15 protein-coding genes are annotated in these 25,080 nt (G+C 66.3%); 9 read left to right on the top strand and 6 right to left on the bottom strand.

The annotated features are described in order from the left end of the window. Nucleotides 1-12: 12 nt before the first annotated feature. The 5 genes from QZZ02_RS02435 to hemN all read right to left on the bottom strand — a co-directional run bounded on the left by QZZ02_RS02435 (nt 13) and on the right by hemN (nt 9,268). Nucleotides 13-990: a zinc transporter ZntB gene (locus QZZ02_RS02435; RefSeq protein ID WP_291841992.1), complete on the bottom strand. Its 978-nt coding sequence runs from the start codon at nt 988-990 to the stop codon at nt 13-15. Beyond that, complete coding sequence (locus tag QZZ02_RS02430) at nt 991-1,959, bottom strand: mechanosensitive ion channel domain-containing protein (protein WP_291841991.1); 969 nt, start codon at nt 1,957-1,959, stop codon at nt 991-993. A 90-nt stretch (nt 1,960-2,049) separates the two neighbouring features. Continuing rightward, nucleotides 2,050-6,138, bottom strand: a complete 4,089-nt coding sequence (locus QZZ02_RS02425) for a translocation/assembly module TamB domain-containing protein (protein ID WP_291841990.1) — start codon at nt 6,136-6,138, stop codon at nt 2,050-2,052. A 2-nt stretch (nt 6,139-6,140) separates the two neighbouring features. Beyond that, a complete protein-coding gene (locus QZZ02_RS02420) occupies nt 6,141-7,859 on the bottom strand; it encodes a BamA/TamA family outer membrane protein (RefSeq protein WP_291841989.1) in 1,719 nt (572 codons plus the stop codon). Between the two features lie 71 nt (nt 7,860-7,930). After that, a complete protein-coding gene (gene hemN / locus QZZ02_RS02415; RefSeq protein ID WP_291841987.1) occupies nt 7,931-9,268 on the bottom strand; it encodes an oxygen-independent coproporphyrinogen III oxidase in 1,338 nt (445 codons plus the stop codon). Between the two features lie 203 nt (nt 9,269-9,471). Between hemN and zwf the strand changes: the two genes are divergently transcribed. The 7 genes from zwf (at nt 9,472) to QZZ02_RS02380 (ending at nt 19,528) form a co-directional block, all read left to right on the top strand. Continuing rightward, nucleotides 9,472-10,947: a glucose-6-phosphate dehydrogenase gene (gene zwf, locus QZZ02_RS02410; RefSeq protein ID WP_291841986.1), complete on the top strand. Its 1,476-nt coding sequence runs from the start codon at nt 9,472-9,474 to the stop codon at nt 10,945-10,947. After that, complete coding sequence (pgl, locus tag QZZ02_RS02405; protein ID WP_291841985.1) at nt 10,931-11,659, top strand: 6-phosphogluconolactonase; 729 nt, start codon at nt 10,931-10,933, stop codon at nt 11,657-11,659. Before zwf ends, pgl begins: the two co-directional genes overlap by 17 nt. Nucleotides 11,660-11,686: 27 nt before the next feature. Then, entirely contained in the window at nt 11,687-13,543 is a 1,857-nt protein-coding gene (gene edd, locus QZZ02_RS02400) for a phosphogluconate dehydratase (RefSeq protein WP_291841983.1), read from the top strand. A gap of 72 nt (nt 13,544-13,615) precedes the next feature. Continuing rightward, on the top strand, nt 13,616-14,443 hold the full coding sequence (locus QZZ02_RS02395) for a DUF3108 domain-containing protein (RefSeq protein ID WP_291841982.1): 828 nt from the start codon (nt 13,616-13,618) through the stop codon (nt 14,441-14,443). Nucleotides 14,444-14,917: 474 nt separating this feature from the next. Next, entirely contained in the window at nt 14,918-16,966 is a 2,049-nt protein-coding gene (locus tag QZZ02_RS02390) for a toll/interleukin-1 receptor domain-containing protein (protein ID WP_291841981.1), read from the top strand. Nucleotides 16,967-17,024: 58 nt separating this feature from the next. Further along, the gene (locus QZZ02_RS02385; RefSeq protein ID WP_291841980.1) at nt 17,025-17,633 is read left to right on the top strand and encodes a hypothetical protein; all 609 of its coding nucleotides are present in this window, start codon (nt 17,025-17,027) and stop codon (nt 17,631-17,633) included. 59 nt (nt 17,634-17,692) lie between these two features. Next, on the top strand, nt 17,693-19,528 hold the full coding sequence (locus tag QZZ02_RS02380; RefSeq protein WP_291841979.1) for an adenylate/guanylate cyclase domain-containing protein: 1,836 nt from the start codon (nt 17,693-17,695) through the stop codon (nt 19,526-19,528). Here QZZ02_RS02380 and QZZ02_RS02375 read toward each other — a convergent pair. After that, nucleotides 19,502-20,188, bottom strand: coding sequence for a Crp/Fnr family transcriptional regulator (locus QZZ02_RS02375; protein WP_291841978.1), 687 nt, complete (start codon nt 20,186-20,188; stop codon nt 19,502-19,504). The genes QZZ02_RS02380 and QZZ02_RS02375 overlap by 27 nt on opposite strands. Before the next feature lie 178 nt (nt 20,189-20,366). Between QZZ02_RS02375 and QZZ02_RS02370 the strand changes: the two genes are divergently transcribed. Both QZZ02_RS02370 and QZZ02_RS02365 read left to right on the top strand, forming a co-directional pair. Next, a complete protein-coding gene (locus QZZ02_RS02370; protein WP_291841977.1) occupies nt 20,367-22,337 on the top strand; it encodes an alkyl sulfatase dimerization domain-containing protein in 1,971 nt (656 codons plus the stop codon). 73 nt (nt 22,338-22,410) lie between these two features. Next, nucleotides 22,411-25,074, top strand: coding sequence for a M14 metallopeptidase family protein (locus QZZ02_RS02365; protein ID WP_291841976.1), 2,664 nt, complete (start codon nt 22,411-22,413; stop codon nt 25,072-25,074). The last annotated feature ends 6 nt before the right edge of the window (nt 25,075-25,080 follow it).

The raw sequence follows: 25,080 nt of genomic DNA, 5'->3' as shown, positions 1-25,080 counted from the left end.
TGTCCGGGTCGGCTAGAGCCATTTCATCAGCCGGAAAATCCAGATCTGGAGGGCGCTGATGCCGGCCAGAAGGACGAGGAATATCCAGAAGGCGCTGGGCAGGTCCGCGCCGGGTATGCCGCCGACATTGATCCCGAGCAGCCCGGTCAGGAAGCCGAGCGGCAGGAAGATCGCGGCGACCAGCGACAATACGTAGAGATTCTTGTTCATCCGGTCGGCCAGCGCATTGGCCAGCTCGTCCTTCACGATCTGGGCCCGCTCGCGAATGGCGTCGAGGTCTTCCAGATAGCGCGTGATGCGGTCGAGATTTTCCTGCAGGCGACGGCGATGACCGGTGTTGAGCCAGTCCAGCTCGCTTGTGCGCAGATAGGCGATCACGTCACGCTGGGGCGCGAAATAGCGCCGGAAGATGATGGCCTGTTTACGCAGGGCCGTGATCTCCTGGCGCTCGGCGATTGACGGAACTTCCATGACCCGTTCCTCGACCTCGTCGAGCCGCTCATGCAGTTCGGTCATGACCGGTTCCATGCGTTCGAACAGGCGGGCGGAGAGCTGGCCGATGAACTCGCCGGCATCCTTGGGACCATTGCCGGCCGCCAGCTTGTCCTGGATGTCGCGCACCGCTTTGAGGGGCCGGCGCTGGACCGAGATGATGCGGGACGGATCGACCCAGACGCGCACCGAGACCATGTCCTCGGGCTGCGCATCCGCATTCAGATTGACCCCGCGCAGGATCATCATGGCGCCGTTCTCGAATTCCAGCAGGCGCGGCCGGGTCTCGTCCGCGAGCAGGGCGTCGATGATCAGCGGGTCGAGGTAATCGAGCTCGTTCTCGAGCCATTCGCGGCTGGCCTCGTGGCGGCCATCGAGATGGACCCAGGCCAGGGCGTCATCCTCGATCTCATGCGCGACCGCCTCTCCGCTCAGTGTGACGGCGCGGCCGTCGCCTGTGATCGAGGCGGCGTAGAGAATGCCGGCGGTATCGTCCATTTAGCCCTCCGTGGGAGATGGCGATGACTTGATGTGCAGGTCGCGTTGCGGGAAGGGGATCTCGATCCCGGCCGCGCGGAATTTGCGCCAGATCGAGAACATGACCTCGCTTTGCGGTGCCCAGCGTCCCTTCACCACATCGGCGATCCAGAACAGCAGGGTGAAATCGACCGAGCTGTCGCCAAAATTGCGCAGGAAGCATTGCGGCGCCGGGTCCTCGATTGTGGACGGGTGTTCGCGCGCGGCTTCCAGGATCAGAGCCTGGGCCTGTTCCAGGTCGGCCCCGTAGGACACGCCAATGCCGATCTCGATCCGGCCACGCGTATTGGTCAGGGTCCAGTTGGTGACCCGGTTGGTGATCAGGTCCTCATTGGGAACCAGGATTTCCTTGCCGTCGAGCGTCTCGATCAGCGTGTAGCGTGCGCTCGAGCGGCGCACGAAACCGGACACCCCGTCCGGCAGCTCGATCAGGTCGTCCTGCTCGACCGACCGCTCGAGAAGAAGGATCAGGCCGGAGATGAAGTTTGACGAGATTTTCTGCAGGCCGAAACCGAGTCCGATACCGAGCGCCCCCGAGAAGACGGTCAGCGTCGTCAGGTCGAGGCCCATCAGGTCCATCGTGACCAGGAAGGCCGCGACGTAGAGCGCAATCTGGAACACTTTGGTGATCAGGATGCGGGTCGTCGAACGCAGGCCCGTCAGCTTGCGGAGTCGCCCCTCGACCAGCGCCGAGATGATCGCCGTGGACCAGAATACCAGGGCCAGGACCAGAATGCCGCGAACCAGGTCGTAGGCGGTGATCGCAAGGTTGCCGACAGCAAAGGTCAGCATGGGCGTGCTGAGATAGTCGCGGATCATGTCGAGATGCCCGCTAGTACCGGCGACGACGACAGCCACCAGGGTCGCGAACAGCAAAATGCCGGCCCAGGCGCCGTTTGGCTTGATCAGCGACAACAGGAAAGACTTCATTCTGGCGAGACCCCGTTTCCTAGCGTGCGTGGCCGCACATGCGATCAGGCGTACTCCGCGTCCCGCCAGGAGGCAAGCGCTTGTCCAGGCTCAATAATCGCGTCGCCAGCGGATGGCGACGCTGGCATCGGTGTCGGCTGAGACCCGGGACAGCACGCTGAGATCGGGTGTCAGCGACCACTCGATCAGGGCTTCGTTGATCGCTGCGGCGCCCGTGCTGCCAATCTCGACATACACATTGTCGCCAAAGCGGCGGCCACCCACGACGGACAACTCGCCATTCGCGTCGGTCGAGATGTCGAGCCGGTCGATCCCGGCCAGGTTGCGCAACTGCCCCACCACATCGAGCAGGCTCTGGCCCGAGAGCTGGGCGGCCAGCTGGGCGGCCTCGAACGCACCCAGCTCATTGACCGACTGGTCGAAGAGGAGCCGCGCAATGATCTCGTCCTCCGGCAGGGACGGGTCACTGCTGAGCGTGATCCTCGGTTCCTGGATCGAGCCCTCGACCCGGGCCGCAGCCCGGAAACCGGTTCGGCTGTGGATGGCGGTCAGATCAACCCGGGCATCGTCCGGCGCACCGTCGAAGGTCACGGTACCATCGGCCAGGGTGAAGCGGCGATTGAACACGAAAGCCGAGCCGCCTGCCAGAGTCGCGGTTCCATAGAGCGACGGCTTGGCTTCCGGGCCCGTGACGTGCAGGTCGACGCCCCATTCGGAGGTGAAGGCGCGGGACGAGACATATATCCCGTTCTGCGCCCGGACCCGATAGTCAAGCCGGACGGGTATGCGGGCTTCGCCGGCAGCGCGCCGATCCTTGGGAAGATTGATTTCGATTACCTGCAGCTGCGGGATGGATGCGGCGCCATTGAGGGTCGGCTCGGTCCGCAACTGGTCGATCCGCGATTCACCGCCGACCAGGAGCCCGTCAGGATCGAGGATCAGGTCGACATCGCCGCTCGCCTGCAGCGTCAGGGCCGGGCGGCGCACGGCGACGAAGCGCTGGAACTCGATGTGTCCCGAGCCCGATGGCGTCCCGCCCCCGTCGAGCTCGACCCGGCCACTGCCCGACATCCGGCCTTCCCGACCATCGCTCGCAGACAGGCGGGTCAGGGCGAGGCTGGTCTCGGTCAGGGCAAGGTCTAGCTCGATATCGGTCACGAGGCTGCCGGCGGTGGTCGCGTTCAACCGACCTTCGCGCAGCGAGACCGTACCGTTGAGACGCGGCGTGCCGACCGTGCCCGACACATTGACGCGGCTGTCGACACGGCCGGCCTCCAGCAGAATGTCAGAGGGCAGGAGCAGGGCGGCCAGGGCGGCCAGTTCACCGCGTGCTTCGATCAGCCCGGTCAACGCCGCGTCAGTATCGCCGTGGGGACGTGCGATGTTGGTCGTCGGCCCGGTCCGGTGGACTTCACCGCGTGCCTCCAGCCCGCCGCCCGTGAGCTGCAGGGTGGCATTGGCATTGTCGTCCAGGGACGCCGTGGCATGAAGATCAAGCTCGGGCATGTCGGGCAGGTCGCCGGCCAGCAGCCCGGTCGCGTCGAGCCGGGCGGCGCCGCGCCAGACCCCTTCGCTTTCGCGCAGCTCGGCAGACCCCGACACCGTTCCCCGGGTGGCCGGCATGGCCGTGATGTCGGCGAGCACTCCGACGGGCAGACTGTCGATTGTGAGGTTGGCGACGGGGCTGAGGCCGGAGGTTCTCAGGTCGAGATCGAGACGGCCGCCACCGAGTGTGAACTCGGCCGAGGCCGTCACACCGTCAGGCCCGGTGGCGAAACGGATCGGCGACTGGGTCGCCCAGTTGTGCGCCGCCCACTTGCCGGATGGCGACAGGCTGATCTCGACGCCACTCTGCGTCAGCGCGAACGCCCCGGTTGCGGCGAGGTCGAAATTGCTGCGCATACGCCCTTCGACACGCGTGGTCAGGGCCAGGCCGGACAGCGGTCCTGCCAAAGTCAGGCTGCCCATGTTGAGGTCGGCGCCACCGAGGCGTTGCGGTTCCAGCGTCAGCTCGGCGTCGAGGGTTCCGCCGCGTACATCATCCATCCCGGCCACAAAACCGGCCGTCAAGGTCATCAGCTCGTCGCGTTCCGCTTCGAGCGCGATGGTCACCCGGTCATCAAACAGTCGGGCCGAACCCGACAATGTGATGTCGCTGACCTGGCCATGGGCAATGGTCAGTTCGGTGTCCCCGCCGGCGCTGTGCAAGGCGCCGTCCAGCGCTATCCCGCCGTTTTCGCGCGCAGCCGTGAATACCCATTCCAGGGCAATGCCCTCGCGCTCGCCGGAGCCTGCCAACTGCCCGCGCACGCCGAGGCGGGGCGCCGCCAGCCGGATCGGCCCGGCCTGCAATTGCCGCGTCGTTGTCACGGCGCGGAGCCGCAGCGCTTCGTGATCCCGGACCAGCCGGAAGGCCGTGGCCAGACCTCCGTCGACTTCCAGCGACGCGACCGGCAGCGCCCCTGACAGGGCGAGGTCTCCGCCCGCCTGCCAGTCATGCGTGCCGTCGAAATAGCCGCTCAGGCTGAGATCGACCGCCGGGCTGCGGGCATTCATCGTGATGATATCCCAGCCTGTCGCGGACGGGGCCAGCCGGGCCGTCGCGGTCAGCCCGTCGAGCAGGCCCTGGACGTCTGCGGGCCAGCGGGCCTCGCTTGCATCGGCGTCAAGGCGAATGCCCCGGTCGGCGGCGAGTTCAATATTGGCGGAGGCCGGACCGGCAAGCCCGGCGTGGATGAGCGAGAGCTCGGCGAGTTCTATCGAGGCTGAACCAACGGGCCAGTCCGCGCCCGGCGGCAGGTGTGCCTCTGCCATCACGCGCACGGCGTCCGAGCGGACTGTGAAACCGGGCTCAATCACCCACCCGGCCACCTCACCGCCATCGGACAGCGTGCCGATGATCCTCACCCGTTCGCCAGCAAGCGCGTCGGCCATGTCGGTGCCGGTGCGAAGACCGTCGAGGTTCAGGTCCATGGCGAGGCGGGGACGTGCCAGCAGAAAGGTCAGGTCGAGCGTGCCGCTCACCGCTTCCACCCGCCCGCCGGGCAGGATGAGGCCGGTGATGACCGGCTCGATCTGCGCGGCCATGCCGGACGACCGGTCAATCCGGGCACGACCTGTCAGGCTGTCGACGCGTGCATTTTGCCCGGACAGCCGGTTGAGCATTGGCGGGCTGATGTCGAAATCAGCGGTCAGGGTCGAGCCGGTGATATCAGTGAGGACGAGGTGGCTGCCAGCTGTTTCGAGCCGCACCGTGCCGATACCCGGTCCGTCGGTGCGCATACCGTCGATGCGGGCGTGCACGTTGGTGAATTCCGCAGCCAGAGGATCAGGCAGCAATTGCCACCGGTCCAGCTCGATGTCGGCCACGGCCTGCCAGCTGGACAGGTCCCAGCTCAGCGCGGCCACGGCCCAGCTCTCGCTGTCACCGGTCAGGTCGAGCTGGCCGGTGCCGGCCGACATGTCGCCATTGACCTGCCCGTCCAGTCGCACAGCCCGGCCCGGCATGCGCAGGAGGTTTGCCAGAACACTGTCGGGCTCGCCGATGGCAGAGAGGCTGCCACTGACGCCGGCCGGGTCGAGAACCAGCTCGGCGATGAGCCGGTCGCCCGGCGCGTCGAGTCGCTGTGCATTCAGGCTGAGCCGGCTGGCGGCCCGCCGAAGTCGCGCGTCGGCATCCAGCGACAAGGCGGCTTGCGGTCCGGCCAGGCCCTCGGCGAGGTCGAGGCGGGTGATCAGGAGACGACCGATATCGATGGCCGGCAGGTTTGGCGGGCTGGCCCGTCCGGATGTCGCGGGCCTGTCGGCCTCGGCTGCCAGTACCGGACGGCGCGCAATGCTGATCTCCTCCACCAGCGCCGCGTCGATCCGGATCGGCCGCGCCAGCAGGCTGCGGCCGTGCCAGTCCAGGCGAAGTTGATGGGCCGCCAGCCACACGCCCTGATCATCGCTCAGGGTAAGCCGGTCGATACGCAGGCTGGACAGCGGATCACCCTGCACGCCCGAGATCCCGATCCGGCCGAGGCCGGGTATGGTGCGACCGTCGAGCTGGCTCGCGACAATCCAGCGCCCGGGCGCCTGTCCGGCTGCCAGCCGCAGGCCGCCTGCGAGCAGGATCAGGACGGCAGCGAGGATGCCTGTCCAGATCGCAAGGCGGCGGATGAGGGGGAGGGTCGCCATGCTCAGAAGGCCTGGCCGAGGCTGAGGTAAATCTGCACGGCCGGCTCGCCCGCGCGGCGATCAACCGGGGTGGCAATATCGATGCGGACCGGCGCGAAATCGAAGTAATAGCGGGCACCGACGCCGATCGCCGTCCGCATCCCGCTGAATTCCGGCGCGTGCTGGTCCGAGGCTATGGCATTGTCGATGAAGGCGACCGCGCCCCATTGCGGTGTCACCCGCCAGCGCAGCTCGGTCGAGACTTCCAACACGGACAGCCCTCCAAAGGGCCGGCCGTCGCTGCCGACCGGGCTGAGCGACTGGTATTCGAAGCCGCGCGCCGATCCGCCGCCGCCGGCGAAGAAGCGCTGGTCGGCAGCGAGGCTGGTTGCCGAGGTGCCGAGCACCGAGCCGATCCGCAGCCGGGTCGCCGCCACAATCGTCTCGCTGAGGCGGTGATAGGCTGACGCACGGGCCTCAACGCTGACATAGCGTCCATCTTCATCGCCAAAGGTCAGGGCCGGTGTGACCCGCAAGGTGGCGCGCAGGCCTTCGGTCGGGTCGAGCGGGTCATTGCGGCTGTCATAGCCCCCGGACAGGTCGAGGGCGGTCGTCACGATGTCCCGCTCACCGGTGACGTCCGTGACTTGCGAGCTGTCGAGCGTGATGCCGGCGCCATAGGTCCGGCGCTGGCCGGACCGGCGGATAATCTCGACACCTGCCTCGACCTCGTCCTGGTCATAGGCGTCGGTGGTTTCGCGGGCCAGGCCGGAATGCAGGAAAAGCGTCTGGGCATGGCGCCGCCAGTGCGGTCGTTCCAGGCGTGCGGTCGCGGACTGGTTCAGTGTCGCGAGCGTGGCCGACAGGGTCAGCGTCTCGTCGCGGCCGAACATGTTGCGCCGGGTCCAGCGGACATCGCCGCCGGCACCCTCGCTGGTGGAATAGCTCAACCCGGTTTCCACGGTGTGACGCTCGGCTTCGGTCAGTGTGACCGCGATGCCGCGCTCCTCGCTGCCTTCGACAACAGGACCAAGGGTGACACGGGCCGAGCGGACACTGGCCAGGCTGTCGAGCCGGCGCTGATAGGCCAGCATTTCCGCGCGGCTGGCCACGCCGCCGCGGGGCAGGGGCGAGATGCGGGCGATGAATTGCGGATCCCAGTTGCCGGTGTCGCGGCTGACCTCGCCGTAGCGCGAGAACGGGCCGGGTTGGAAACGGAAGGTGATCAGCCCGTCCCGGCCGGCATGGTCGATCACGACTTCGCGTTCGAGCAGCTCGGCGTCGGGCCAGCCCTCATTCTGCAGGGTGCGCAAGGCTCGCGCCTCGGCATCAATGACCGGCTGGGCGAGCAAGGGCGCTCCCCGGTCCAGTGGAATGGCGGCGAGCGCGTGGTCGCGGGCCTGCGCATCGCCGGCGGCATTCACATCAATCCGGCCGAGCGTGAATTGGGGGCCCGGCAGGATGCGCAGACGGGCCCCGCCGGTCTCATCGACAAAAGTGTCGACCCGGGCGGCGTAATAGCCGCGTGAACGCAGCAATCGACGAGCCCGGTCGGCGGCCGTCCGGGCATCGCGCATGGCGCTGGTCGCCGGAGCGTCGGCCGACGTGTCGCGCTCTCCGATCGCGATTTCGAGCGCGGCCAGCAATCCGGCATCGCGAACGCCTTGCACCCGCGCCAGGGGTTCGGCGTGGGCCGCTGCGCAGGAAAGCAGGACGAGAGCTGTCAGAAGGGCGGTTCTCAAACCGGGTCACCTTGGAACGCGATCCGGTTTTATAGGGCGAGGGCCGCCGACTGTCCTCCCCTTTTATGGCGTCAGACCGCGAGGCTGTGGCGATCCGCAGCCAGTCTGAAAGCCGGATCCAGACGGGCGGCGACGTTGCGGACATACGGCTTGCCCGCCGGGGTGACGAGCAGGCGGTTCTCCTCGATCCGGACCAGCCCGTCAGCGATCATGTCGTCCAGCGGGTCGAGGCGGTCCTGCCCGTTCAGCGGCAGCGAGAACCGGCAAAGAAGGGTTGCGAGCCGGGCCCCGGTGGCGCGTGCCTCGTGCGACCGCGACACGCCCCGGACCAGCATGTCACGGCCTTCCATGACGGCACCCGCATAGCGCACCGGATCGGCTTCGGTCTGGACATAGCCCTGGGCGCATTCGCTGATCGCCGAGGCCCCCAGTCCGAGCATGAGATCGGACGGGTCGGTGGTATAGCCCTGGAAATTCCGGCGCAGGGAGCCTTGCCGGGCTGCTGTCGCAAGCGGGTCGTCCGGTCGTGCGAAGTGGTCAAAGCCGATGGCCTCATAGCCGAGCTCGCCGAGCGTTCGGGCCGCCATGATCATCTGCTCGAAGCGTTCCGCAGCCCCGGGCAGGCGTGTCTCGGGTATGGCGCGCTGGTGTTTCTTGAACCAGGGCACATGGGCGTAACCGAACACCGAGACCCGGTCGGCTCGCATGTCGGCGATGGCCTGCGCCGTCGCCACAATCCGCTCACCTGTCTGGCCGGGCAGACCGTACATCATGTCCATATTGATCGCCGTGATTCCGGCCGCGTGCAGCCGTCCGACCGCGGTTTCAATCGTGCCGCGCGGCTGGATGCGGTGGATCAGCAATTGTACCTCCTCCGACAGGTCCTGCACCCCGAGGCTGGCGCGGTTTACACCGGCCTCTGCCATCGCGTGGCAGAGCGGTTCGCTCACCCCGCGCGGGTCGAGCTCGACGGCGATTTCAGCATCCGGCGCAAGGTCGAAACACGTGCGCAGCCGGGTCATGATGCGGCGGAACTCGTCCGGTTTGAGCATGTCCGGGGAGCCGCCACCGAAATGGACATGGCGGACCCGGGCGTCTCCCGGCATCAGCGCCGCCCGGCGCAAGATGTCGGTGTCAAGCGCTTCAAGATATCGCGCCACCCGGTCGTGGCGGTTGGGGATGGTGGTATGACAGCCGCAATACCAGCACATCGAGCGGCAGAACGGGATGTGGACATAGATCGACAGGTTCGGCGCCGCCGGCTGCGCGTCCATCCAGGCGGTCCAGTCCGCCAAGCCCACCGTGTCCACAAAGCCGGTTGCCGGCGGGTAGGAGGTGTAGCGCGGCACGGATTCAAGCGCATATTTTGCCATGAAACGCGGCGCGTCGGCAGTGCGGGCGGCGGGCATGATCGGGGTCTCCATAATTTTCTTGTGAGATTATCCCCGGCCCCGTCGCAGGGGCATGCGCCCAAAGCGCGCAGCTGGACCATTGATCTGATCGTGACAATATGGAGTTGGAGGTCGACCGGGTGAAGCCCCTATGTTAGGGGTAACATGATCGCAGGATTAAGGCGCTCCATCGCCTGAAAACGTCAAGCAGGAAGCCGGACATGGCCGAACTCGTACCCGTTGAACCCTTTGATATCGTAGTCTTTGGTGCCACCGGAGATCTTGCTCTGCGCAAGCTCATCCCGGCCCTGTTTCACCGCTGGTGCGATGGCCAGATCACGGAGGACAGCCGGATCATCTGCGCCTCGCGCGACTCGATGGAATCGCGTGCCTTCCAGGAAATGGCTGCGACCCATGTGATCAGTGGCAAAACCTCCGCCGAACGTCGTGCCAAATGGGCGCAGTTCGCCGGGCGGCTGACCTATGTCTCGGTTGATGCGACCAGCGAGACGGCGGGCTGGAGCGATTTGGCCGCTGCGCTGGATCCCGACGAGAACAAGATCCGGCTCTACTATCTCGCCCTGCCGCCCTCGATCTATGGCGCGATCTGTGCCGGCCTCGCCGCGCACCGCCTCAACACACCGAATGCGCGCATCGTGCTGGAGAAGCCGATCGGCTCGAACTATCACACGGCCCGGGCGATCAATGACAAGGTCGGCGAGGTCTTCCTGGAGAATAATATCTTCCGGATCGACCATTATCTCGGCAAGGAGACGGTCCAGAACCTTCTCATCCTGCGCTTTGCCAATTATCTGTTCGAACCGATCTGGAATGCCAACGGGATCGACCACGTCCAGATCACGGTTGCGGAATCGCTGGGGGCGGGCAAGCGGGCGAGCTATTACGACCGCTCCGGCGCGCTGCGCGACATGGTCCAGAACCACCTTCTGCAACTGGCCTGCCTGGTCGCCATGGAACCGCCGGCCTCGCTCGACCCGGATGCGGTTCGCACCGAGAAGCTGAAGGTCCTCAAGGCTCTGCGGCCGGTCACAGCAGCCAATGTGATGCAGGATGTGGTGCGTGGCCAATACCAGGCCGGTGCCGTCGATGGCGAGACCGTGCCCGGCTATGCCGAGGAAGTCGGTCATGCCACCCAGACCGAGACCTTTGTCGGCGTGCGGGCCCATGTCGATAACTGGCGCTGGGCCGGCGTGCCATTTTACCTGCGCACCGGCAAGCGCATGGCGTCGCGGCGCTCGGAAATCATCGTCCAGTTCAAGCCGATCCCGCATGATGTGGTCGGCGCCGCCGAAGGGGCGATGCATCCCAACCGGCTGGTGATCCGCCTTCAGCCCGACGAGGGCGTCAAGCTGATGCTGATGACCAAGGATCCGGGGCCGGGTGGTCTGCGCCTGCGCTATGTGCCGCTCAATCTCGCTTATGCCGAACATTTTGATCACGACTATCCCGATGCCTATGAGCGTCTGCTGATGGCCGTTGTCCGCGGCAATCTCAGCCTGTTCATGCGGCGCGACGAGGTCGAGGCGGCCTGGCGCTGGGTCGACGGCATCATCCAGTCCTGGGAAGACAGCCAGGCCAAGCTCTATGGCTACCAGGCCGGCACGGACGGTCCGACCCAGTCGGCCCTGCTGCTCGCGCGTGAGGAAAGGGAGTGGTTTGATGCCCTTGGCAACTAGCACCTTGCCCGACCTCACCGAGCATGCCGACAAGGCCGCCATGGCGCAGGCGCTTGCCGGGCCGATCACGCGAGCCCTGTCCGCGGCGATCGCAGCGCGTGGCAAGGCGGTCTTCGCCGTGTCCGGCGGATCGACCCCGGAAGCCCTTTACAAGACGCTCGCCGATACCGATCTGGACTGGTCGAAGGTAACGGTGGTGCTGGTCGATGAACGCTGGGTCGAGCCCGGCACGCCGGGCTCGAACGAGAGCTTTCTGGCGTCGACGCTGATGACCGGGAAAGCGGCGGCAGCACGCCTGGTCGGGCTCAAGGCGCCGGGTGATACGCCAATTGATGGCCTGGCCGATATCACCGACCGTCTTGCCGACATCGCCTTCCCGCCGGATGTTGTCATTCTCGGCATGGGAGAGGACGGGCATACGGCGTCCTGGTTCCCGCGCGCCGACGGGCTTGATGCGGCGCTGGCCGAAAGCGGTCCGCCGGTGGCCGCCATTCGGGCCAAGCAGACCGCCGTCACCGGCGCCCTGACCGACCGCATCACCCTGACCCGCGCGGCCCTGGCCGGCGCCGGGATGAGCCTGCTGCTGCTGGCCGGCGAAAGCAAGAAAAGGGCGCTCGAAGCCGCGCTGGCCGATGGCCCGGTCGCCGACATGCCGGTGCGCGCCCTGCTGCGCTCGGACCAGGACCGGCCGGATATTCACTGGACGCGCTGACCGCGTCCGAAGCGAAAGATGACGAGCATGACCCAGACGATCAATGCGACCCTTCGCGACGTCACCGACCGGATCCGCCAGCGCAGCGCCGCGACGCGCGCCGCCTATCTCGCCCAGGTCGCCGGGGCCCGGGAGAGCGGTCGCAATCGCTCGACCCTGTCCTGTGGCAATCTGGCCCACGGGTTTGCGGCTTGCGGCGGCGATGACAAGCGGGCGCTGAAAGATGGCGGCTGGGTCAATGTCGGCATCGTCACCGCGTATAATGACATGCTGTCGGCACACCAGCCGTTCGAACCCTATCCCGGCCTGATCAAGAAGGCGCTCAACCAGGTTGGTGCCGTCGGTCAGGTCGCCGGCGGGGTGCCGGCGATGTGTGACGGCGTCACCCAGGGCCAGCCGGGCATGGAGTTGTCGCTCTTCTCGCGTGACGTGATTGCCATGTCGACGGCGGTCGCCCTGTCCCACAACATGTTCGACGCGGCGCTTTGCCTCGGCGTTTGCGACAAGATCGTGCCGGGTCTCCTGATTGGCGCGTTGCGCTTCGGTCATCTGCCGGTGATCTTCGTGCCCGCGGGGCCGATGCGGTCCGGCCTTCCCAATCCGGAAAAGGCCAAGATCCGCCAGCTCTATGCCGAGGGCAAGGTCGGGCGTGACGCCCTGCTCGAGGCCGAGAGCAAGAGCTATCACTCGCCGGGCACCTGCACTTTCTACGGCACCGCAAACTCCAACCAGATGCTGATGGAGATCATGGGGCTGCACATTCCCGGCGCCGCCTTTGTCAATCCGGCCGACCCGATGCGCGAAGCCTTCACCCGGGCCGCGGCCCAGCGCGCTGCCGCGATCACCGCCGACAAGGCCGACTATGCGCCGATGGGCGAGATCGTCGACGAGCGGGCCATTGTGAACGCGATCGTCGGCCTGCATGCGACCGGCGGATCGACCAATCACACCATTCACCTGATCGCGATCGCCCGTGCTGCCGGAATCCTGATTGACTGGAGCGATTTCGACGCGCTGGCGGGCATTACGCCGCTGTTGTGCCGCGTCTATCCCAACGGCCCGGCCGATGTGAACCATTTCCACGCAGCCGGCGGGCTGGGCTATGTGATCCGCGAGCTGCTCGATGCCGGTCTTCTGCACGAGGATGTCAAGACGGTGATGGGCCAGGGCCTGCGCGCCTATGCCACCGATGCCTTCCCGGATGGTGACGGCCTCATGTGGAAGCCGTCACCGGCCGATTCGGCTGATCTGGAGATTGTCCGGCCGGTCGCCGAACCCTTCTCCGCCGATGGCGGGCTGAAACTGCTCGACGGCCAGCTCGGCCGTGCCGTGATCAAGGTGTCCGCCGTCAAGCAAGAGCACCGCGTGGTCGAGGCGCCGGCGATTGTATTCGAGAGCCAGGACAGTTTTCTCGACCGGTTCAAGGCCGGCGAGCTTGATCGCGACTTCATCGCCGTGCTGCGCTTTCAGGGCCCGCGGGCCAATGGCATGCCGGAGCTGCACAAGCTGACCCCGGCGCTCGGGTCCTTGCAGGATCGCGGTTTCAAGGTGGCGCTGGTCACCGATGGTCGCATGTCCGGCGCGTCCGGCAAGGTGCCCGCCGCCATCCATCTCAGCCCGGAAGCCGCCCTCGGTGGCCCGCTGGCCAAAGTCCGGGACGGCGATGTGATCCGGCTCGATGCGCTGACCGGAGAGCTGCTGATCACCGCCGACGGCTTCGACGCCAGGCCGCTTGCCGAGGCGCCGTCGGTCGTACAGGCCGGCATGGGACGCGAACTCTTCTCCGGCTTCCGACAGCTCGCCGGTCCGGCCGAGGAGGGCGCGCTGGCCATCCCTGATCTGATTACCGCCTCGCAAACCGAAGACGCATTGATCTCGGCCTGACACGCCATCATTCTGCCGCAGCAGCGGATCAGTCTGGGTCCGGTGCGGACCTGAACGGGTGACAGGATGCAGGTGCAGGGATTTTTTGTGACGGTGGCGCTCGGGCTCGGCCTTGCCGTCGGCGTGGCGGGCGGCGTGGCGGGCGGCCTCGCGATGCCGGACGAGGCGGCCTTTCCGGCCGATGCCCCGCCCGGCGAGACGCGCATTGAGGCGCGCTATGCCTCGTCAGTCCTGTTCTTCCGCGTCGGCCAGATCACCCTGAATGCGCGCTTCGGTGCGCAGGCCTATTCGGCAGACAGCCAGATCGAGGCTGCGGGACTGGCTGCCCTGTTCACCGATTTCGACATTCATGCCGAGGTCGCCGGCGCGGGGCGGGCCGGCGCCCGAGACCCGGCCCGCTATGCCCATGTCGAACGCACCGGCAGCAAGGTGCGCGCTGTGGAAGTCGATTTCGGCGGCCCGGTCGCGCAGTCCGAAGTCGAACCGCCTTTCGGATCCTGGGGCGTGCCGCCGGCCAGCGAGAGCGACCGGACCAGTGTCATCGATCCGATGACGGCCTTCTTCGAATTGTCTCGCCGGCTGGAAGGCGGTGAGGGGTGCGACGGCCGTTTGCCGGTCTTTGACGGCAAGGCACGTTATGATTTGCGGCTGGAGACGGTCGGCCGCGATGAGGTCCGGACCCGCGGCTGGCGCGGCGATGCCCTGGTCTGCCATGCTTGGTACGAACCGATTTCGGGTTATGATCCGGAAGACTATCCCAGTGAGCGCGAGCTCCGGCATCCGCTGGTTCTGTGGCTGGCGCCGATCGCCGGCGAGGGTGCCTATCTGCCGGTTCGCCTGCACACCCGAGCCGGGTTTGGCGGGGTCACTATCGAATTGCTGCACCTGTCGGTTCAGTGACGCCAGCCTTCATGGATTGAAATTCATGTTCGAGCGTGACCGGCATCACATGTTGCAGGGCAGCGTGTCGCTAGCTTCGGGGTACCGCTCGATGAGCGGCCCCAGACTCCTGTGTGCAGCTCGCTGTCGCAGGATCGGCGGGGCGCAAGTCCTTGCCCATGCGAAGCCCCAACTTCGCCTTGCGCCCCGCCGCAATTGCACCCCCGCCGCCGGGGCTCCCGCAGCCGCTCCCGAGGCCCGGCTCAGCCAGGCGCGCGAAGCCCGCTGACGCGGAACAGGCAGGCGAGTGAGACCTGCTGATACGGAACAAGCAGGCGGGCGAAGCCCGCTGACACGGAACAAGCAGGCGGGCGACGCCCGCTGACAAGGAAAACGTGTTGAAAGCTGTGTTTGCCGGCGCGCGCATCGACGGCCACCGGTTGCACCTGACCCCCGAAGCGCCAATTATAGCTGGCGGCGGTTCGGGGACAGGTCATGAGTGTGGGCACGCGCTACAGGGCATTCATCAGCTACAGTCATCGCGACCAACAATTTGCCCGCTGGCTGCACCGCCAGCTGGAGACCTATAATGTGCCGGCGCGCCTGGTGGGACGTGAGACCGCGCAAGGCACGGTGCCGCGGCGCCTGACCCCGATCTTCCGGGACCGCGAGGATCTTGCGGCGACCGGCGACCTGACCGCATCGGTCCGCAGCGCCCTGGCCAACTCCGATGCCCTCATCGTTGTCTGCTCGCCCGACGCGGTTGAATCGCGATGGGTCAATGAGGAGATCCGCGCCTACCGCCAGCTCAATCCGGATGGTGTTGTGCTGGCCGCAGTGCTGGCCGGCAATCCTGACGCAGACCCCAATGCCGAACCAGGCGAAACCTGTTTTCCGCCAGCCCTGCTGGAGCCGGCGGCGGACGGATCGGCGGTGGCCGAACCGGTGGCGGCCGACATGCGCCGCAGTGCTGACGGACGCCGCATGGCACTGCTCAAACTGGTCGCGGGCCTGCTTGATATCAGTCTCGATCAACTGATCCAGCGCGACCTTCAGCGACGCCAGCGCCGCGTGACCGCGATCACAGGCGCATCCGTGTTGCTTTCGGCTATCATGGCGACACTGACGCTGCTGGCTGTCTCGGCCCAGTCCGAGGCGGTCCGGCGCAAGGCCGAGGCCGAGGACCTCATTGAGTTCATGCTGAATGATCTGCGAGACAATCTTGAACCGGTCGGTCGACTCGATGCGCTGGACGCAGTCGGGGCGAAGGTGATCGAATATTATGACGGTCAGAGCGACGGTGAGATGACCACTGACGAGCTCGGCCGGCGGGCAAGGGCCTTCCATCTCCTCGGTGAGATCGACAGCGCCCAGGGCGATCTTGACAATGCCTACCACCATTTCCGCATTGCCTATGACTCGACCAGCCGGATTCTCGCCGTCGAGCCGACGATGGCGGAACGTATCTATGAACATGCCCAGAGCAGTTACTGGGTCGGGTATTTCGCCTGGCGCCGCGGGGATCTGGATGTCGCTGAGCAGCGCTTCGTCGAATACCGCGAGCTGGCCCATCGCCTGATCGCGATCGATCCCGACAATGCGGAATGGCAGGCGGAAGTCGCCTACGCGCAATCGAATATCGGGACACTGCAGGTCGCTCAGCGGCGCTGGGGTGACGCGCTGGTAGCGGCCAATGCCGCGCTCGAGCAGTTCAGGGCGCTGGCCGAAGGTCGGCCCGACAATGACCCGGCCTGGATGGAAGTCGCTGAAACCCTGGCCTGGGTGGCCTCGATTTCGGAAATCACCGATGGCCGGGAGGCCGCGATCGCGGCGATCGAGGAACAGCTGGCCTTGTATGAGAGCGGCCGGGTGGATCCGACAGATGACTGGCGCGTGCGCCGCGCGGTCATCGCGGCCGAGTACGCATTGGCCCGGCTGTTGATCGCGCCGGGCTGGCGAACGCCGGCTGCGGACCTTGAGCGGGCGCTGCAAATCCTTGAGCCCGCCTCCTTCGAGGCGGCGGCGCTTATCGCGCATGAGCCGGACAATCTGGAATGGCGCCTGATCGGCGTGCGCGAGCGGCTCTGGCTAGCCCAGGCGGAATTGTTCAACGGCCGGATCGAAGGGGCCCGCAATGCCTATGTGACCGCGACCGGCTTCATGGCGCACGAGGCCTGGGGCGCAGCCGAAGGCGCGCGCTTCGCCGTGACGCGCCTGCATGCCAGCCTGATCGAGGCGCGTATCTTTGCCGCCCGTGGGGAATATGCCGCGGCCCAGACATCGGTCGAGCACATGCTGACCACGCTTGGCCAGGTTGACGACTGGTCGGGTGCACTGGAACGGGCGCCCTACTACTATGCAGCCGGGGCCAATACGCTGGCCGATGTGCTCGAGGCGCAAGGGCAGGTCGGCGAGGCGCGTCGTGTCCGGGAGGGCGTCGTGCGCCGGCTTGATCCCATTCGCGACCGAATTCGGACCGATTCCGCCGCCGAGCTGGAATATGCTCGGGAATCGCTCGAACGCGCGCTCATGACCGCGCAATAAGTACTGCCGGCCTGGCGCGCGGGTCGGCGTTCGCGAAATGCCAGAGGGGGACATCCGAATGGCTGTGATCGACAGGGACGCGTTTGACGGGTCCATTGTTCAGGAAGAATTGTTGGGCAAATGCGGCCTGACACCAACGCAGACGCAGATCAGCCTGATCGCGCAGGCCAGTGACGGGTTTACCGTCATGAATGGTAGCGATGTCGGACGTGAGATGTTTGACGATGCCGAGATTGCCCAGATCTTCGTGATCTTTGCGGAAACCGTGAATGATTTCGCCAATGCCGACAGTTCCACCCTGCGAACCGCGCTCGCCGCGGCGCTGGCTGGCATGTGGACGCCCTGTTCGGCGGAAAATCCGTGCCCGTTCGACCAGAGTGTGCATGGCCGGACCCGGATGATTTTCAACATCCATGTCCCGGGCTGGGGATTCGAGAATGCCCGCATCAAGTTCAAGGGTTCCGATCCGTCGGGCCAGTTCTGCGGGCTGGACTGGCTGACCCTGAATGGTGAAAACTGCAAGCCATACAGCTTCCAGATCCAGACCAAGCCGGTCGAGGCGCCCGCCGTTTATGAATTCGCGCTCTTCATCAATTCGTCGCAGGACGCAGGTGAGCAGAATACCCGGGTCATCATTGACCCGGCCATTCGTCTCACGCCGCCCTGACCGGTTGCCCGGCTATCGGGCAGGTCCGCGACAGGGCGCAGTCGGCCGGGAGCAGGCGCGTGCGTGAGCGGATCATTGATCGATTCAACCAGGGCGACCTCGCCCGGGCCTATGATCTTTGTCAGGACGGTCTTCGCGACCGTCCTGATGATTTCTGGCTCAGGCATCGCGCCGTGCTGTGCCTGATCCGGTCCGGTGCGCTGGAGCGGGCATCCGCGGCCTACCATGATTACCGACTTTCGGAAGTCCGGCATGACGAGGATTGTCTCGCGGTCGGGGCCCGTTTGCTCAAGGCACTGGCGCTTGAATCATCGGGCCGCGAATTCGCCCGCCTGGCGCGCGAAAGTGCCCTTAAATATGCCGAGGTGCATGCCCGGACCGGTGGCCATTACCCGGCGATCAATGCGGCCAGCATGTACATGCTGGCCGGCGAGCCCGGACCGGCGGAGACCTACGCCCGCCAGGTGCTCTATGGCGGCTATGAGGTCGGTAGCGTTTCCGCGGAGCAGTCCTACTACCGCCATGCCTCCCGCGCCGAGGCCTATCTACTGCTCGGGAACCTGCCGACGGCGCGGTCGATGCTGCGCGAAGCGTTCCGGCAGGATCCCGACAATCATCTCGCGCATGCCACGACGCTGCGCCAGCTGCGCCTGCTGGTTGCCGTGCTTGGCCTCGATTCAGACTGGCTGGCGCCCTTGGAGCCGCCACGACCGGCGCATTTTGCCGGTCATATCTTTGGTCTGGGAGACGGCGAGGCCCAGCTCGACCGCCGGCAGGAGGGGCGGCTGCGCGATGCGGTCGAACTGATGCTGGCCCGGCATCGTGTGGGGCCGGTTCATGGCGCGCTGGCCGCCGGCTCCGACATCGTCATCGCCGAGGCGGCACTGGCTCGGGGATGCGAGCTCAATGTGATCCTGCCGGCGCCGGTGCCCGCCTTTCTCGACGCCTCCGTCCGGCCGTTTGGAGAGGCCTGGATCCGCCGCTTCGAGACCTGCCTTGACCAGGCCGAGCAAGTCGTCGAATTGACCTCGGATCGCCGGATCGTGTCCGCGCAGAGTCTCAATTTCGCCAGTCTCGTTTCGATGGGCATGGCGCGCATGCGGGCCCATGTCCTGGCAACCGAGCCTGTGCAGATTCTGGTCTGTGAACCGGGCTGTGACGACGCGCGGGCTGCGTTCGGAACCCTGCACGACCGCGACGTCTGGAGAGCCTGCGGGCTTGAGCAGGTGCGTATCGCCTATCCCGGCCAGCGCCAGCCGGGAGGTACGGAGGCCACGGCCGGCGAGCGTCTCGAACCCGGCTTCACGCCGGCCATGCGGGCCATGCTGTTCCTCGACATTGCCGGATCATCCTCGGTTCCCGATGACCGGGTGCCGTATTTTGTCCAGACCGTGCTCAAGCCCCTGGCCGCCTGTTGCGAAGCGCTGCCCGACCGACCGATTCACGCCGACAGCTGGGGTGACGGCATGTTCCTGGCTTTCGACAGGGTGGAACAGGCCGCCGCGGCCGCCCATGCCCTGCGCCAGGCTTTCGCAGAAATCGACATGCGCGAACACGATCTTCCTGCTTCGCTCGGACTGCGCATTGCCGGGCATTTCGGGCCGGTGCATGAAGGCGAAGATCCGCTGCAAAAGCGTCCCTCCCTGTTTGGTGGACAGGTCGCCGTGGCAGCCCGGATCGAGGCCGTTACCGTGCCGGGATCAATCTTTGTCAGCGAGGCTTTTGCCGCGGTCCTGGCGATGTCGTCCTACGCATTTCGCAGCGAGTATGTGGGGCAGATCCGGATTGACCCGGTGATGCCCGATCAGCGCCTCTATGCCCTGCGGGCCCTGCCAGCCAATGCCGCGGCCAATCTGCGCCGCAGCCGGTCAGCTCGAGCCGCGCAGCCGGGCTAGCTGGTCGGGATCGACCAGTTCGATGCGGTCGCGCAGCTTCTCGAGCAATCCCTTGCGCTGCAGGTCATTGATTGTGCGAGACGCGGTTTCGCGGGTCGAGTTCACCCGCAAGGCCAATTCCTTCATCGATGGCGCCGGTTCGATCACGCGGGCGCTGCGGTCGGATCCGACCGGTCTGGACATGCGCAGCAGCTCGGCATAGATGCGGCCCGGCGCAGACAGGGCGGAAAGCTCGAACATGCGCTGTGTCGTGTGCTGGACGCGGCGGGCGAGCAGGCGAGACAGGGCGAGGCCGATTTCGCCGTGGTGACGGATCAGGTCAAAAAAGGCATCGCCGGTGTAGACCGCGAGATCGCATTCGGTTTCCGCGATGATGCCGGATATCCGGGGCTGGCCGGTCAGCGAGGCGAGCTCGCCGAACACCGCGCCGGATTCAAATCCGTCCAGCCAGATTTCCTGCCCGTCCTCCGACAGCAGCACGACCCGGGCGCGACCTTCGAGCAGCAGGAAGACGCGATCATCGGCCTCGTCCTGGGCGATGATGACCGTGCCTGCGCGCGCGCCCATTCGCTCGGCCTCGCGGGCCATTGCCTGGCGTGCCGCCTCATCACGGATGTCGAGATCCGTCAAAGCATGGGTCCAGGCGGTGTCGAGCTTCATGGGTCCTCAGCGGGCCGACGCCGGGAGCGCGTCGTGATGCCTGACAGGCAAAGCTAGTTGTCTCTCAAAAAAAAGCCAGCGAATTCGGTTGTTTGCCCTGTCCATCCCTACATCTGGCATCGCCAATTCCCGAAATGGCCGCTAGCCTGCGGTGAACACTGTTCTCCGGGAGGCATCAATGCGGCAAATATCGGGTGTGGTGATGGGGCTCGGCCTTGTGCTGGCAGGCTGTGGCGAGCGCCCGGCAGTGGTGAGTGAGCCGGGCGGTGCGGATGCAGCCGGATTTCATCCGGCTTCCGCTACGACCGAACAGGCCAATGCCCGTCTTGCCCGCCAGGTCGATGCCCTGCCATCAGATGACTATGTCCTGGCCATGCGCGGTTTCGTCGGCCGGGATGAAGATCTGGAAATCACCGACCCGACCGGCGCGGTTATCTGGCGTCCGGCCGATTATGATTTCCTCGCCCCGGAGCCTCAGCCCAGCGTGCATCCCGGCCTGTGGCGGCAGGCCCGGCTCAACCAGATCCACGGCCTGTTCGAGGTCGCGCCCGGCATCTACCAGGTGCGCGGCTATGACCTGGCGAACATGTCGATCATCGAGGGTGAGACCGGCCGAATCATCATTGATCCGCTGACATCTGTCGAGACGGCCGAGGCGGCGCTCGCCCTGGTCAATCGGGAGCTTGGTGAGCGTCCGGTCAGCGCGGTCATCCTGACCCATTCCCATATTGATCATTTCGGTGGTGTCGGCGCGGTTGCGGGGCCGGACACGCCCATCATCGCCCCGGCGGGATTCCTTGCGGCGGCGGTCAGCGAGAATGTCATGGCCGGCATCGTGATGGGCCGACGCGCCGGCTACATGTATGGCACCCGCCTGCCACGCACGTCGCGCGGTCATGTCGGCTCCGGCCTGGGCAAGCACCCGGCATTGGGCACGCATACAATCGCCCCACCGACCCATGTCATCGATGCGACCGGCCAGACGCTCGAGATCGACGGGGTGCGCATGGAATTCCAGTATGCGCCGGAGACAGAGGCGCCGGCCGAACTGACGGTCTTCTTTCCCGATCTGGATGCCTGGTGTGGTGCCGAGCTGGTCTCGCGGACCATGCACAATCTCTACACGCTGCGTGGCGCCCAGGTGCGCGATGCGCTGGCCTGGTCGGGCGCGATCGATGACGCGCTGGCGCGTTTCGGCTCTCGCACCACCGTCATCTTCAACAGTCATCACTGGCCGGTCTGGGGTGGCGAGGAAAGCCGGGATTTCCTGACCGCCCAGCGCGATGTCTACAAATATATCCATGACCAGACCCTGCGCCTGGCCGCACGAGGGCTCGGCCCGGACGAGATCGCGGAGACGATCACCCTGCCGGACAGGCTGGCCGGCGTATTCGCTGTCCAGGGCTATTACGGCACGCTGAAGCACAATGCCCGGGCCGTCTATCAGCGCTATTTCGGCTGGTATGACGGCGTGCCGGCCCATCTCGACCCCTTGCCGCGTGTCGAGGCAGCGCAGCGCTATGTCGAGGCCTTGGGCGGCGTGGCGGCGGTCGTCGAGCAAGCCCGGATCGCGTTTGAGTCCGGCGAGTATCGCTGGGCCGCCGAACTGGCGCAGCACGCCGTCTTTGCCGCGCCGCGCGATGACGCGGCCCGCGAGTTGCTGGCCCGCGCCTATGAACAGCTGGGCTATGCGGCGGAATCGGCACCCTGGCGTGATGTCTATCTGACCGGAGCATACGAATTGCGCCACGGGGTCGATGCGCTGGACGCGACGGCGGCCGGCTCGGCCATCCTGCAATCCATTCCGCTGGACATGTTCTTTTCCGCCATGGCGACACGGCTTGATGGCGAGCGCGCGGCGCAGCGGAACCGGGTCTTCAATTTCGTCTTTTCCGATGTCGGGGAAACCCATGTCATCCGCCTGTCCAACGGGGTGATGCATCACCGTCAGGCCGAAGCCGTGGCCGATGCCGATGCCACCGTCACCCTGACCCGCGCCTTCTGGCTCCGCCTGCTGCAGCAGGAGGCCGGGCTTGTGCAGATGATCGGGTCGGACGAGTTTGTGGTCGCCGGTGACCGGCTGGCACTGCTCGGATTTTTCGCGATGCTGGAACAGCCACAGCCCGATTTCGCGATTGTGACGCCCTGAGTGTGGTCTGCGGGCTTTCCCACGGGCGGGAAAACCTGATTTAGTGGAACGCCAATGATCCCGGGGGGTTTCCATGTTTCGTGCCATTCTCGCCGCCAGCCTTGCTGTCGTCGCCGCAACCGCGAGCGCTCTGGCACAAGCCTCGCCCTTCGAGGTGCGCTACGACCCGGCGATCCCGGATGCCCGGGCGGCCTTTGGCTATGAGTTTGGTGAGGAGATCACCCCGCCGCAGGACGCGATCGATTATCTCTACACGCTCGAGGCCGCCGCGCCGGATCGGGTCGAGGTGGTCGAATATGCCCGCAGCTGGGAAGGTCGCCCGCTTGCCTATGCCGTGATCGCGGCGCCGGATGTGCTGGCACGGGCCGACGAGATCCGCGCCGGACTGGCCAGCCTGGCCGATCCGCGCGGCCTCGATGCGGCCAGCCGGGCAGCCCTGATCGCCGACCTCCCGGCGGTGGTCTGGCTGTCCTATGGCGTCCATGGCAACGAGATTTCCTCGACCGATGCCGGTCTGCGCACCGCCTATCACCTGCTGGCCGCGCAGGATGATCCGATGGTCGAGAGCATCCTTGCCAACACGATCGTGGTCATCGACCCGACCCAGAATCCCGATGGCCGCAACCGGTTCATCCAGTCCTTCCGCGCCGCACGAGGTCTGGAATTCAGCGGTGACCGCTATACCGCCGAGCATGACGAGCCGTGGCCGGGCGGGCGTTACAATCATTATCTCTTCGACCTCAACCGCGACTGGTTCGCCCGCACCCAGCCGGAAACCCGCGGCCGCACCGACGCCATCCTCGACTGGCGCCCGGTCGTGGTCGTCGATGCGCATGAGATGAGCGGCGACAGCACGTATTTCTTTGCGCCCTCGGCCGAGCCTTTCAATCCCGAGATCGTGCAGTCGCAGCGCGACGCCCAGTCGTTGATCGGCCGCAATCACGGCACATGGTTCGACCGTCTGGGCTATGCCTTCTTCACCCGCGAGGTCTATGACGCCTTCTATCCCGGCTATGGCGATATGTGGCCGACCCTGCAGGGTGCCGTTGCCATGACCTATGAGCAGGCCTCTGCCCGCGGCCTCGCCTGGCGCCGCCGGGACGGGACCACGCTGACCTATGCAGACGGCGTCAATCATCACTTCGTGGCCTCCCTCTCGACCGCCCAGGTCGTGGCCGAGAACCGCGAACGCTTCCTCACCGATTTTGTTGAGTTCCGCGCCAGCGCCGCGGCCTCGGCAGATGATCCGCAAGCCATGATCTTCTCGATCAGCGGCAATCGCTGGGGCGCCGAGCGTATGGCGCGCAATCTGGCCGCCCAGGGCATTGAGGTCGGCCGGGTCGCGCCCGGCGCATCCGCCTGTGGTGCCCGTTTTGCCGAGGGCGGTTTCCTGGTCCGTTTCGACCAGCCGGCCGGCCGTCTCGCGCGTACCTTGATGGAGCCGACCACGGACCTGCCCGCCGACTTCATGGCCGAGCAGGAGCGACGCCGTGCCGAAGGCCTGGGTCACGAGCTCTATGACGTGACGGCCTGGTCGCTGCCCTTGATGAACAATGTCGATGCCACGACCTGCCGCCGCTCGCCGTCCATCACGACCGAACCGGTCGAACCGGAAATGCCGATCGAGCGTGTCACCACCGCCGACAGCGCGGCATGGGGCTATGTCATTCCGTGGAGCGATGCCGGTCAGGCCCGTCTTGTCGCCGCTCTCGGCCAGGCCGGCATTGCCATGCGCACGTCCGGTGAACCCTTCCGGATCGGCGAGCGTCGTTTCCCGAGCGGGTCGGTCGTTGTGCCGCGCCATGGGGCTCCGGCCGATCTCGACGCGCTGATCAATCGCCTCGCCGCCGAGAGCGGCGCCCGTTTCGAGGGCATGGCGTCGAGCTGGGTGGATGACGGTCCCAATCCGGGCAGCGCCAATTTCCTCGCCCTGCGCGCGCCGCGCGTCGCCATGCTGTGGGATGAAGGCACCGACCCGACCTCGGCCGGTTCGACCCGCTATGTGCTGGAACGGCGCTATAATATTCCCGTTTCGGTGATCCGGACCGGCACCGTCGGCCGCGCCCGGCTGGACCTGTATGACGTCCTCATCTTGCCCGAGCAGGGCTATGGCGGCCTGTCCGGCGCGCTGGGCAATTCCGGTGAGTCCGCAATCCGCGACTTCGTCAGCGAGGGCGGCGTCGTCGTCGGCCTCGGCGATGCCACGCGCTGGCTGGCCTCGAGCGATGTCGGCCTGATCCCGGCACAACGCGAACGCGCGGCTGACACGCCGCGTGACGGATCGGCCGGAACAGGCCCGGTCGTCGACGGCACGGTCCTGGCCAATGTGGGCGAATTGCGCGTGCTCGAAGCGGAAGCCGGCGCCCTGCCGGATTCCTCGCCCGGCGCCCTGGTCCAGGTCACGGCAAATCCGGATGCCTGGATGGCATCTGGCTATGGCCGCGGCGCGGCCGCGCTGGTGACCGGGTCGGACATCTATGCCCCGGTCTCGCTGGATGATGCCACGACGGCCCTGCGTTTCGCCCCCCGCGACGACCTCATCGCCGGCGGCTATCTGTGGGACGAGTATGCCGACCAGCTGGCGCTCAAACCCTTCGTGCTCTCGACCAGTCACGGCTCCGGCCAGGTCGTCGCCATCACCCAGTCGCCGACCACCCGCGCCTATCTGGAAGGGCTGGACCTTCTCCTGCTGAATGCGGTACTGCTCGGACCGGCACACTCTCGCGCGCTGCGCTGAGACCTT

The organism is Maricaulis sp., assembly GCF_015665295.1.
Classification (GTDB): Bacteria; Pseudomonadota; Alphaproteobacteria; order Caulobacterales; family Maricaulaceae; genus Maricaulis.
Note: the sequence above shows the minus strand (reverse complement) of the source record. Positions and strands in the feature narration are given on the sequence as shown.